Below are 12,463 nucleotides of genomic sequence, written 5' to 3'. Positions count from 1 at the left end.
CGTTGTCTTGCGTGAGAGGACCACCCGTGCCGCCCCTGAACACCCCGATCGACCGCAGGCGCCTTCTCCACCTTCTCGGCCTCACGGGGGCGGCTGCCGTCCTGCCGCCCGTGTTCGGCCCGGCGAGCGCGCACGCGGCGACCGGCACCACGGCCGCGCCCGACGGCATCGCCGCCGTGTACCACCGCGTCCTGCTCCGGCACACGCGCTGGTCGGAGACCCAGTGGGACGAGACCCAAGGGCACTACACCGCGAAGGACTTCGGGTTCGCCGTCGTCCTCGGCAACGCCCTGCTGCTCACCCACGGCGACTACGACGCCGACCTCGCCGGGATCGGCCGCGACGAACTCGCGCGGCGCACCCTGGCCACCTTGCGCCACTTCGCCGCCTCGAACCGGCTCACCGGCGGCACCGAATGGGGCCGCACCCTCTTCTTCGACACCACCTTCCAGCTGTACTTCGTCCTCGCCGCCCGGCTCCTCTGGGGCGACCTGGACGCCGCCACCCGCGCGAACGTCGACCGCATCACCCGTGAACAGGCCGCCTACACGCAGGCGTTGGGCACGGGCAACGACCCGGCCTCCGGTTCCTGGACCCCGAACGGGCTCGACGGCGGCCACGAGGGCGACACCAAGCTGGAGGAGATGGGGGTGTACGCCCAGTCCCTCGCCCCCGCCCTGGCCTGGGCGCCCGACGACGCCCGCGCCGCCGACTGGTCGGACACGTACGGCCGGTGGTCGCGCAACGAGACCGGGCTGCCGCCCGCCGACCTCGCCAACCCCGCGCTGGTCGACGGCGTGCCGGTCGCGCGGAACACCGCCCGCAACCTCTACGACACGTTCATCGTGGAGAACCACGGCTCCTTCGGCCCCCACTACCAGGAAGAGCTGTGGCGGACCTCGGGCCGCAATGCCGCCCACTTCCTGACCGCCGGCCGCCCGCTGCCCGAGGTGCTCACGCACCAGCCGAGCGGTCCCGAGCTGTGGCGGACCCTGCTCGGCGTGATGAGCGACGCGGGTGAACCGCTGATGCCGATGGTCAACGACCGTGAACACCTCTACGGCCGGGACGTGATCCCCCTGGCGTTCCTGTCGCAGGTCCTCGGCGACCGTGCCGCGGCGCGGGCCGAGCAGGAGCTGGCGGGGCGTCTGGAGGCGTACCAGAAGTACCCGCCCGAGTACCGCCTGGCGAAGTTCTCCGGCGAGCCCAAGTACGAGCCCGAGGCGCGCGCCGAGATCGCCATCAGCTATCTGCTGCACGTGTGGGCGGCGGGCGAGAAGCGGCAGGTGACACCGTTCTCGCGCGCAGAGCTGTTCGCGCACGCGGCCGGCGTCACCGACTTCGGCGCCGGACCCGGGCTCGTCTCCCACCAGTCGCCCGCCGCCTGGGCGGGCGCCGTCTCCAAGGCCGGGTTCGTGAAGTTCGCCTGGCAACCGGCGCACGACGACTGGCTGTTCAGGATCAGCGGCGCCACCCCCATGTTCCTGCCCGCCACCACCGGCAAGGTCGGCGGACGCGCGGTGCGCGTGTACGAGAAGGTGCGCGACGGCTTCGACGGCAGCGCGACCGTCCTCCGACTGGACGGCGGACACGCCGGGTTCACCACCCTGCCGACCGGTTCCGTCGTCTACGCGAGCAGCGGCACAGCGGCGGGGGAGGGCCACTTGGAGCTCCACAACCTCACCCTGCCCGGTATCGCGGGCCTCGACGGCGACCGCACCTACCGCTTCGAGGAGGGGCAGGCCTCGGTCGCCGCGGCGGACGCGTCCCCGGCGGCGAGCGCCGACGGCCGCGTCGACCGGCTCACGTTCCCCAAGACAACCGTCCGCCACCTGCGGATGCTGGGCGCACGCCCCGACCCGTCGTACGGCTACTCCCTGTACGCCTTCGAGGCCCGCGCCGCCGCCGACGCCCCGGACCTGGCCCGCGGCGCGACCGCGACGGCCTCCTCCGCCGACTCGGGCAAGGGGGCGCCCCTGGCCGTCGACGGCGACCCGGCGACTCGCTGGGCGGTGTCGAAGGCCGAACGGCCGCGCGCCGACAGCTGGTTGGCGGTCGACCTCGGCGCGGCGGCGGAGGTCACCGAGGTCACCCTGCGCTGGGAGGCCGCCGCGGGCCGCGCCTACCGCGTCCAGGGCTCGGCCGACGGCTCCGACTGGGCGGACCTGGCCGCCTGGCCGACCCCCGACGCGAGCAGCCGGGGCCACTGGCTCGACGTCGACGGCCGGGCCGGACTCGTCGTGCGCGGGACGGACCGGCCGCTGGCCGTCTACGGCGACACGATCGTGCTGGCCGACGGCCCCGCGGCGCCGCTCGTCGTCGAGGGCTTCGCCGGGGCGTCCGCGACGCGACTGGGGGCGCTCGCCCGCGCGGCCGGGCCGACGGCGAAGGACGACGCCGTGCGCGCGGCCCTGACCGACGGACACCTCAGCCTCTTCAACCTCTCCGCCGCCCCCGTCACGACGACGGTCGCCGTCCCGCAGCCCGGGCGGAGCGTCGCGGTCTTCGAAGGCGTGCAGACCGTGACCGGCGACGGCACGTCCTTCGAGGCCCACCTCGACGCGGCCGACGCACGGCTGCTGCCGCCCCGCTTCACCCTCACCCCGGACCGGGGCGGCGCGCTGCCGAAGGGCCTGCGCGCCGAGGTGGACAACGGGGCCCGGCTGCGCCTCTCCGGCGCCGACACCCGCGTACGGATCGAAGGGCAGGGCCACACCACCACCGTCACGGTCCACGCCCGCAGGGAGACGACCGTCGAGCTGCGCGGAGCCGCCCCCTATCCGCACCAGGACCAGGCTCTCGGGCGCCGGGTCTTCCCCAACAGCCCGCTGCCCGAAGGGATGTCGGACCCGTCCGTGGTGGTGGACGGCGACGCGGGCACGTCCTGGCGGCCCGGCCGTGACGGCCGGCTGGTCGTGGATCTCGGCGCCGGCCGGCCCATCGCCGCCGTGGAGGCGCAGTGGACGAGCGGCGGCGCACCCGCCGGTCGCGTGCAGTTCAGCGACGACGGCATCGACTACCGGGACGCGGGCCGGATCTCCGGACGCGGACCCGTGCGGCGGCTGTCCGCCACGGGGTCGGCGCGCTATGTCGCCTTCCAGGTGGAGGGGGCGCCGTCCGAGCGCGTCCGGCTGGTCCGGCTCTCGGTGAGGTGAGGTGAGGTGAGGTTCTGACGCGCGGCGGGGGTACCGAGGCACGGTGCCCCCGCTGTGGCCTGGGAGGACGATGTCTACCCCCTGGCAATCGCAGCGCTTAGGTTAGGCTAACCTTGCCGCGTGCTTGGAGCTGAAGAGACCACCAGCGCGGCCCCGCGCCGCCACGGCCACGAACTGTCGGCCACCGACGTCACCGTGGCCTACGAGGGCGTCGACGTCGTCCACGGCGCCGCCATGACGTTGCGGCCCGGCGAAGTGACGGTCCTGGTGGGGCCGAACGGCAGCGGCAAGTCGACACTGCTGCGCACCCTCGCGCGGCTGCAACGCCCCAGGGCGGCCACCCTCCTGCTCGACGGCGAGATCGACGGCCTCGCGTTGAGCCCCCGCGACTTCTCCCGCCACGTCGCCCTGCTCACCCAAGGGCGCCCCACGCCCGGCGGTCTGACGGTGCGGGACGTCGTCGAGTTCGGCCGATACCCGTACCGCGGACGCTGGGGCAGGACGGACCCCGGCGGCCGGGCGGCGGTCGACCGCGCCCTCGCCCTGACCGGCGCCGCCGAACTCGCCGACCGCGGCGCCGAACACCTCTCCGGCGGCCAGCTGCAGCGCGTCTGGCTGGCCGGCTGCCTCGCCCAGGAGACCGGCGTCCTCCTGCTGGACGAACCCACGACCTACCTCGACCTGCGCTACCAGGTCGAACTCCTCGACCTCATGCGGGACCTGGCGGACCAGCACGGCATCGCCGTCGGCGCCGTCCTGCACGACCTCGACCAGGCCGCCGCCGTGGCCGACCGGATCCTCCTCCTCGACGCGGGCCGGATCGTCGCCTCCGGCACGCCCGAGGACGTCCTCACCGGCGACCGGCTCACCACCACGTACGGCATCCGCATCGAGGTCGACACCGACCCCCTCACCGGCCGGCTGCGCACCCGCGCCATCGGCCGCCACCACGCACGAACCGAAAGGCTGCGCACCACCTCATGAGACGAGCCCTGATCGCCGCGGCGGCCGCCACCGTCGCGGCCCTCACCCTCGCCGCCTGCGGCACCACCGAGCCCGCCGCCGACGCCGACGCGAAGAAGAGCGCCGAGCCCATCACCCTGACCGACGCCTCGGGCACCGAGGTGAAGCTCGACGGACCCGCGAAGACCGTCGTCGGCACCGAATGGAACGTCGTCGAGAGCCTGGTCTCCCTCGGCGTCGACCCGGCCGGAGTCGCCGACGTCAAGGGCTACAGGACGTGGGACAAGGCCGCCCCGCTCACCAACGACGCCAAGGACATCGGCACCCGCGGCGAGCCCAGCATGGACACCGTCGCCGCCGTCAAGCCCGACCTCGTCGTCGCCACCACCGATCTCCCGGCCGCCGCCGTCAAGCAGCTGCGCAAGATCGCCCCGGTGCTCACCGTCAACTCCGCCGACGCCTCCGACCCGATCGGCCGGATGACGGAGAACCTCGACCTGATCGCCGAGGCCACCGGCACCACCGCGAAGTCCACCGAGCTGAAGAAGGACTTCGAGGCGAAGCTCGCCGACGGCAGGAAGAAGCTCGCCGACGCCGGCCTGTCCGGCGCCGACTTCGCCTTCGCCGACGGCTACGTCGCCTCCAACCAGGTCTCCGTGCGCCCGTACACCAGCGGTTCGCTGATCGGCGGCGTCAACGAGAAGCTCGGCCTGAAGAACGCCTGGACCGTCAAGGGCGACAAGAGCTACGGCCTCGGCTCCACCGACGTCGAAGGCCTCACCAAGCTCCCCGCCGACGTGCACTTCGCCTACATCGGGAACAAGGACGACAAGAACGCCACCCCGTTCGACGGCGTCCTCGCGAAGGACAAGGTCTGGACCTCGCTGCCGTTCGTCGAGAAGGACCACGTGCACCGGCTGCCCGACGGCGTCTGGATGTTCGGCGGGACCGCGTCGATGAGCCGGTACGTCGACTCCGTCGTCGAGGCGCTGACCAAGTAACGCCATGGCCGTCACCACCACCGCACCCGCCACCCGTCCCAGGGCGGCCGCATCCCGGACGGGCGCGGCCGCGGTGACGGCCGCACTCCTCGTCCTCCTCGCCGCCCTCGCGGTCGTCGACATCACCCAGGGCACCGCCGCCGTCGGCGCCCCCGAGGTGTGGAAGGCGCTCACCGGCCGGGCCGGAAACGGCGACGCGTCCGTCGTCGTCGCCTCCCGGCTGCCGAGGATGTGCGCCGGACTGCTCGTCGGCGCCCTCCTCGGCGCGGCCGGCGACGCCCTCCAGCGCATCAGCCGCAACGCCATCGCCTCGCCGGACACCCTCGCCGTCAACGCGGGTTCCTACCTCGCCCTCGGCATCGCCGCCGCCACCGGCGTCTCGCTGCCGCTGCTCGCGTCGTCCGGCATCGCCTTCGCCGGCGGCCTCGCGGCGGCGGCCGTCGTCCTCGGCCTCTCCGGCCTGGGCGCCGGCACCGTCCGGCTCATCCTCGCGGGCAGCGCTCTCACCCTCGGCCTCGGCGCCGTCACCCAGGCGCTGATCCTGCTCTTCCCCGAACAGACCGAGGGCCTGTACGCCTGGAACCAGGGCAGCATCGCGCAGAACGGCTTCGACGGCGTCCTGCAGATGGCACCCGTCGGACTCCTCGGCCTGGCCGGACTGCTGCTGCTCGCCCGCCGCGTCGACGCCCTCGCGCTCGGCGACGACGCGGCACGCGGCGTCGGCGTCCCCGTCCGCGGCACCCGGATCGGCGCCGTCGTGCTGTCCGCACTGCTCTCCACGGCCGCCGTCACCCTCGCCGGACCCGTCGGCTTCATCGGCCTGTGCGCACCCGCCCTGGTCCGCCTGCTCACCCGCAGGTTCCACGCGTTCACCAGGTTCCGGGCCGCGCTGCCGTTCACCGGACTCGTCGGCGCCGCCCTCGTGCTCGGCTCCGACGTGCTGCTGCGCGCCGTCGTGTCGGCGGACACCGCCGTGGCCGTGCCCACCGGCGTCGTCACCAGCCTCGTCGGCGCGGTGTTCCTCGTCGTCCTGGCGGCACGGGTGCGGGACGCGGGCGGCTCCGCCCCGGCCGACCGGCTGCGGCTGCGCAGCCGCACCGCCGCCGTCGCCACCACGGCCGCCCTGGTCGTCGCCCTCGTCGGCGTCGCCCTCGCCGGCGTCCTCCTCGGGGACAGCAAGCTGCTCCTCGGCGACGTCGTCAACTGGGCACAGGGCAACGCGGGCCGGACGGTCTCCTTCGTCCTGGAGACCCGCGTGCCCCGCGTCCTCGCCGCACTGCTCGCCGGTACGGCCCTCGCGCTCGCCGGCACCATCGTGCAGGCCGTGACCCGCAACCCCCTGGCCGAACCGGGCGTGCTCGGTGTGACGAACGGCGCCGCCGTGGGCGCCGTAATCGTCGTCACCTCGGTGTCGACGGCCGGCACCTGGGCCGTCGCGGGCGGCGCCTTCGCGGGCGCCGCGCTCAGCGCCGGCCTCGTCTTCGGCCTCGCGGCGCGGGGCGGATTCCAGCAGAACCGCCTCGTCCTCGTCGGCTTCGGCGTCGCCACCGGGGCCGCCGCCCTGACGAGCCTGCTCATCATCCTCACCGACCCGTTCAACGCCACCAAGGCGCTGACCTGGCTCTCCGGATCGACGTACGGGCGCACCTACACCGACTCGCTGCCGCTCGCGCTCGTCCTGGTCGTCGGCATCGCCGTCGCCCTGAACCGGCGCACCGAACTCGACCTCGTCTCGCTCGACGAGGACACCCCCCGGCTGCTCGGCCTCGGTCTCAGCCGCGCCCGCCTCGGCTTCCTGGTCCTCGCCGTCCTGCTCAGCGCCACCGCCGTGGCCGCCGCGGGCACCATCGGCTTCGTCGGCCTCGTCGCACCGCACGCGGCCCGCGCCCTGGTCGGCCGCCGCCACGTGCGGGTGCTCCCGGTCGCCCTGCTCCTCGGCGCGCTCCTCGTCTGCACGGCGGACCTGGTCGGCCGCACGGTGATCGCCCCGGCCCAACTGGGCGCCGGTCTCATGACGGCCGTTATCGGCACGCCGTACTTCATGTATCTGCTGGCGCGCGGGCGCGGAGCGAAGTGATCCGGTGCGCGGGTCCCGCTCGGGGCCTGCGCACCGCCGATGTGCCGGTGGCCTGGGCCGTCTGCAGAATTTCCGACGTTTTGTCCTCACCCTTGTGTGGTTCACGTCACGTTACCGGTGGTATCTGAAACACGGTGTCGCAGGTAAATTGCCGTCAACACACAGAAGTGGAATCGCGCGTCCGAGGAACCGCCGTCGCCCGCAGAGGGACGGCGACCCTCCGCCCCGGCCTCTCCCGGGCCCCGCGAGCGAGAGTGAGGAACCTCCGTGATGGAGCAGCAGCACGTCGACGTCCTGGTCATCGGCGCCGGAATATCCGGCATCAGTGCCGCCCGGCACGTCCTGCGTGACAATCCCGGAGCCTCGCTCGTCGTGCTCGAGCGCCGCGCCCGGGTCGGCGGCACCTGGGACCTCTTCCGGTACCCCGGAATCCGCTCCGACTCCGACATGTCCACCTTCGGATTCGGCTTCCGCCCCTGGCGCGACGCACGCATCCTCGCCGGTGGCGCGCAGATCCGGCAGTACGTCGAGGACGCCGCGGCCGACGAGGGCGTTCTGGAGCGCACCCGCTTCGGCCGCCGGGCCGTCAGCGCCGACTTCTCGCACGCCGCCGGCCGCTGGACCGTGGAGGTCGAGGACGAGAACACCGGCGAGCACGAGTCGTACAGCGCGGGCTACCTCGTCGGCGCGACCGGCTACTACGACTACGACACCCCCTACCGCCCGCAGTTCCCCGGCGAGGCGGACTACCAGGGCACCCTGGTCCACCCCCAGCACTGGCCCGAGGACCTGGACCACACCGGCAAGCGCGTGGTCGTCATCGGGTCCGGCGCCACCGCCATCACCCTGCTGCCCGCCCTGGCCGGCGACGCCGCGCACGTCACCATGCTCCAGCGCTCGCCCACGTACGTCCTGGCGCTGCCCGAGGTCGACCCGCTCACCTCCGTCCTGCAGAAGCTGCGGGCCCCCGCCCGGCTGACGTACAGGATGGTCCGCGCCCGCAACATCGCGTTGCAGCGGGGGAGTTACGCCCTCTGCCGCAACTACCCCCGGATCGCGCGCAAGGTGCTCCTCGGCCTGGTGCGGGCCCGGGCCGGCAAGGGCGTCGACATGCGGCACTTCAGCCCGCGGTACAAGCCCTGGGACCAGCGCCTGTGCGTCGTCCCCGGCGGCGACCTGTTCAAGGTGCTCAGGAGCGGCAGGGCGTCGGTCGCCACCGACCGCATCGACTCCTTCACCGCCGACGGCATCCGCCTGAAGTCCGGCGAGGAGCTGAAGGCCGACATCGTCGTCACCGCCACGGGCCTGAGCGTCCGCCTCATGGGCGGCATGGCCCTCACCGTCGACGGCAGCCCGGTCGACGTCAAGAATCGCGTGCTCTACAAGGCCGTCCTGCTCGAAGGCGTCCCCAACCTGTCCCTCGTCATCGGCTACACCAACGCCTCCTGGACCCTGAAGGCCGACCTGGCAGCCGCGTACACCGCCCGGCTGCTCTCCCACATGCGGCGCCACGGGCACGACATCGCCACCCCGGTGGCCTCCGACGGCGACCGCTCGGAGTTCTCCGTCATGGGCGAGGCCCTCACCTCCGGGTACATCGCCCGGGCCAACGAGGTCATGCCGCGCCAGGGCACCCGCGACCCGTGGCGGCTGTGGAACAACTACTACCGCGACCGCGCCCTGCTCCAGGACGCGCCCCTCGACGACAGCGCCCTGCGCTTCGACAAGGCGGGCGCCCCCGCCGCCCAGGAGACGGCTGCCGAAGCCGCCTGACCGTCCGCCCCCACGAGACAACCGAGGACGAAGATGACCGCGAATCTGACCAGGAAGCTCTACGACGAGCGCCTGCGGACCCTGTCCGAGGGCTCCGTGAACGTCAACTTCAACGCCTTCATCGACATCAAGTGGGACGATCCCGAGTTCGCCGTGGACGTCGACGACCCCCGCTGGGTGCTCACCAGCGCGGACGCCCTCGGCGCCCACCCCTGGTACCAGGAACAGCCGCTCGAGACGCAGATCCGCATCGGTATCTGGCGCTGGGCCGTGATCGCCAAGGTGGGCATGCAGTTCGAGAACCTCCTCATGCGGGGAGCGCTGGACTACGTCTACCAACTGGGCAACCAGGACCAGGAGTTCAGGTATCTCACGCACGAGATCACCGAAGAGACCCACCACACCCAGATGTTCCAGGAACTGGTCAACCGCACCGGCGTGGACACCGCCGGCGGAAAGCGCTGGTTCCGCCAGGTCAGCCGGGTCCTGCCGCTGTTCGGCTCGCTCTACCCGGAGGCGTTCTTCACCGGCATCCTGGCCGGCGAGGAGCCCATCGACCACCTGCAGAAGGGCGCGCTGCGCAGCGGGGAGCCGGTCCATCCCCTCCCGCAGCGGATCATGCAGATCCACATCGCCGAAGAGGCCCGGCACATCTCCTTCGCCCACGAGTTCCTGCGCCTGCGCGTCCCGCGCTTCGGCAAGGCCCGCCGCGGCACCCTGTCCGTCCTCTTCCCGCTGATCATGCGGATCCTGTGCGACGTCATCATGATCCCCGACCGGAAGTCCGCCGCACAGGTCGGCATCCCGGCCTGGGTGGTGAAGGACGTCTTCTGGAAGTCCGAGGCCGGGCGCAGGATGCTGCACGACCTCTTCTCCGACGTGCGGATGCTCGCCCAGGACATCGGCCTGATGAACAAGGTGTCCCGCCCGCTGTGGAGGGCCCTGCGCATCGACGGCCGCCCGGCGCGCTTCCGCGGCGAGCCCGCCCTGCACACCGACTGAGAGCCCGCCGGCTCCGCACCGCCCTTTCCCCGAACGGAGACCAGCCCGCCGTGCCGTACGTCGTCACCCGATCCTGCTGCGCCGACGCCTCCTGCGTGCTGGCCTGCCCGGTCAACTGCATCCACCCCGCACCGGGCGACCCCGGCTTCGGTACGGCCGAGATGCTGTACGTCGATCCGCGCACCTGCGTGGACTGCGGCGCGTGCACCACCGCCTGCCCGGTCGACGCGCTCAAGCCGCACACCGCGCTCGGCGAGGGGGAGTTGCCGTTCCTGGAGCTGAACGCCGACTACTACAAGCGCCATCCGCACGACGACCGTACGCCCATGTACGTCCTGCCCAAGCAGCGCGGCCTCCCGGCGGGCGACCTGTCCGTCGCCGTCGTCGGCGCCGGACCCGCCGGGCTCTTCGCCGCCGACGAACTGCTGCGCCACCCGGGCGTGCGCGTCACGGTGCACGACCGCCTCCCGACGCCGTACGGGCTCGCGCGGGCCGGAGTCGCACCGGACCACCAGGACACCAAGCAGGTCACCGAGCTGTTCCGGACGATCGAGTCCCAGCCGGGCTTCAGCTACCGCCTCGGTGTCGAGGTGGGCACCACCCTCACCCACGACGAACTCCTGCGCGGGTACCACGCGGTGATCTACGCGGTCGGTGCCGCGACCGACAGGCGTCTCGGCATCGACGGCGAGGACCTGCCGGGCAGCGCCTCGGCGACCGACTTCGTCGCCTGGTACAACGGCCATCCCGACCGCGCCGACGACCACTACGACCTGGACACCGAGCGCGCCGTCGTCGTCGGCAACGGCAACGTCGCCCTCGACGTCGCCCGGATCCTCACCGCCGATCCCGAGGCCCTGGCCCGCACCGACATCTCCGACCGCGCGCTCGCCGCACTCCGCGGGAGCAAGGTCCGCGAGGTCGTACTGCTGGGGCGGCGCGGACCGGCCCAGGCGGCGTTCACCGTGCCCGAACTCCTCGCGCTCGCCGCACTCAAGGACGTGGACGTGAGCGTCGAGGGCTGGCCCGAAGGGCTGGATCCCGACACGGACGACAAGACCCGGCTGCTGTCACAACTGGCCGCCCGCACCCCGGTCGAGGGCCGCCGCCGCATCGTGCTGCGCTTCCTGACCAGCCCGGTCCGGCTGACGGGCGAGACCTCCGTGCACGCCCTGGAGGTCGCCGCCACGACCCTGCACACCGACGAGGACGGCACCGTCCGCGCCCGCGCCACCGGAGAGACCCGGACCCTGGAGACCGGCCTCGTCCTGCGCGCCGTCGGCTACCGGGCGCGGCCCGTCCCCGGCCTGCCCTTCGACGAGAACAGCGCGACCGTGCCCCACGAGGGCGGCAGGGTCGAGCCCGGCATCTATGTCGCGGGGTGGATCAAGCGCGGTCCGACCGGCTTCATCGGGACGAACAAGACCTGCGCCCAGGAGACGGTCGAGGCGTTGCTGGACGACTTCTCCGCGGGGCGCCTCACTCCGCCGGTGCACGGCGGCGGCACGGTGACACAGGCCCTGGGCCTGGACGCGTGGCGGGCGATCGACCGTGCGGAACGGGCGGCGGGGGAGGCCCAGGGCCGCCCCCGGGTCAAATTCACGGACACGGAATCCCTGCACGGGGCCGCGCGGACGGCCCCGGTGGTACCCGCCTGACGGCCGGGACACCGATCGGCGGACTCAGGCCTTCTCGAGGTCGGCCACCCGATGCTGCGGCGACAGCTCCACGCCGAGGTCCCGCAGCGTCGCGTCCAGCACCGCCCAGACCGAACGGCACAGCATCGCGCGCAACTCCTCCTCGGAGACCTCGGGTTCGGGGTCGCGCACCCACTGGTTGACCGCGGTGTCCACGAACCCCACGATGCCCACCGCGACCGAACGGATCGGCGCCTGACGCACTCCGAGCGTCTTCAGCACCTCCCCGAACCGCTCGCCCAGCATCAGCGCGATGGCCGTCTTGGTGTCCGCCACCAGGGATCCGTCACCCATCGCGTGCTCCCCGACGCCCATGTAGGCGTACAGGCGCGGATGCTGCGCCACCCAGTCCAGATGGGCGCCCACCACCCGCCGCACCGACTCCTCGATCGTCCCGTCGAAGGTGAGGGTGGGCTCCATCCGGCGCATGAAGGACTCCACCACCCGCCGGCGGATCAGCTCGTCCAGAGTGGCCCGGTCCTTGAAATGCCGGTAGAGCACCGACCGCGGCAGGCCCACGCGCTCCGCCAGACGCTGCACGCGGAAGCGTGCGCCCTCCTCCTCGATGAGGGCGACCGCCGCGTCCACCAACTCGACCTGACGCTGCGCCTTGTGCTCGTCCCAGCGGGTGGAGCGCCCGTCGATCTGCGGCTCGCCGCCGGTTCTGTCCGCCATCCCGACAGAATATCGGGACAAGTGTGCGGACGGCTGCGGACCGGAAGGGCGTCCGCAACCGTCCGCGCCGGGCTCAGCGACCGGCGGCGGTCACCGGGCCCGGCGAGCCGGCCGGAGTGC

8 protein-coding genes are annotated in these 12,463 nt (G+C 72.9%); 7 read left to right on the top strand and 1 reads right to left on the bottom strand.

Annotation, left to right across the window (positions count from 1 at the left end):
• Positions 1 to 26 precede the first annotated feature (26 nt).
• From ABII15_RS02825 to ABII15_RS02795, 7 genes are all read left to right on the top strand, one after another.
• Positions 27 to 3,155, top strand: coding sequence for a discoidin domain-containing protein (locus tag ABII15_RS02825; RefSeq protein ID WP_353940643.1), 3,129 nt, complete (start codon positions 27 to 29; stop codon positions 3,153 to 3,155).
• Between the two features lie 120 nt (positions 3,156 to 3,275).
• Complete coding sequence (locus ABII15_RS02820; RefSeq protein ID WP_353940642.1) at positions 3,276 to 4,139, top strand: ABC transporter ATP-binding protein; 864 nt, start codon at positions 3,276 to 3,278, stop codon at positions 4,137 to 4,139.
• Complete coding sequence (locus tag ABII15_RS02815; RefSeq protein WP_353940641.1) at positions 4,136 to 5,119, top strand: iron-siderophore ABC transporter substrate-binding protein; 984 nt, start codon at positions 4,136 to 4,138, stop codon at positions 5,117 to 5,119. Before ABII15_RS02820 ends, ABII15_RS02815 begins: the two co-directional genes overlap by 4 nt.
• A 4-nt stretch (positions 5,120 to 5,123) precedes the next feature.
• Entirely contained in the window at positions 5,124 to 7,196 is a 2,073-nt protein-coding gene (locus tag ABII15_RS02810) for an iron ABC transporter permease (protein ID WP_353940640.1), read from the top strand.
• A 270-nt stretch (positions 7,197 to 7,466) separates the two neighbouring features.
• Positions 7,467 to 8,969 (top strand): NAD(P)/FAD-dependent oxidoreductase, encoded by a 1,503-nt coding sequence (locus ABII15_RS02805; RefSeq protein ID WP_353940639.1) that lies wholly within the window; start codon positions 7,467 to 7,469, stop codon positions 8,967 to 8,969.
• 33 nt (positions 8,970 to 9,002) lie between these two features.
• Positions 9,003 to 9,971: a diiron oxygenase gene (locus tag ABII15_RS02800; RefSeq protein WP_353940638.1), complete on the top strand. Its 969-nt coding sequence runs from the start codon at positions 9,003 to 9,005 to the stop codon at positions 9,969 to 9,971.
• Between the two features lie 50 nt (positions 9,972 to 10,021).
• Entirely contained in the window at positions 10,022 to 11,629 is a 1,608-nt protein-coding gene (locus ABII15_RS02795) for an FAD-dependent oxidoreductase (RefSeq protein ID WP_353940637.1), read from the top strand.
• Between the two features lie 24 nt (positions 11,630 to 11,653).
• On the opposite strand, the gene ABII15_RS02790 is transcribed toward ABII15_RS02795, so the two are convergent.
• Positions 11,654 to 12,343, bottom strand: coding sequence for a TetR/AcrR family transcriptional regulator (locus tag ABII15_RS02790; RefSeq protein ID WP_353940636.1), 690 nt, complete (start codon positions 12,341 to 12,343; stop codon positions 11,654 to 11,656).
• Between the last annotated feature and the right edge of the window lie 120 nt (positions 12,344 to 12,463).

The organism is Streptomyces sp. HUAS MG91, assembly GCF_040529335.1.
Lineage (GTDB): Bacteria > Actinomycetota > Actinomycetes > Streptomycetales > Streptomycetaceae > Streptomyces > Streptomyces tabacisoli.
Note: the sequence above shows the minus strand (reverse complement) of the source record. Positions and strands in the feature narration are given on the sequence as shown.

Coding starts and splice junctions, on each gene's coding strand:
- ABII15_RS02810 (WP_353940640.1), top strand. CDS start 5,124: ATGGCCGTCACCACCACCGCACCCGCCACCCGTCCCAGGGCGGCCGCA.
- ABII15_RS02815 (WP_353940641.1), top strand. CDS start 4,136: ATGAGACGAGCCCTGATCGCCGCGGCGGCCGCCACCGTCGCGGCCCTC.
- ABII15_RS02805 (WP_353940639.1), top strand. CDS start 7,467: ATGGAGCAGCAGCACGTCGACGTCCTGGTCATCGGCGCCGGAATATCC.
- ABII15_RS02790 (WP_353940636.1), bottom strand. CDS start 12,343: ATGGCGGACAGAACCGGCGGCGAGCCGCAGATCGACGGGCGCTCCACC.
- ABII15_RS02800 (WP_353940638.1), top strand. CDS start 9,003: ATGACCGCGAATCTGACCAGGAAGCTCTACGACGAGCGCCTGCGGACC.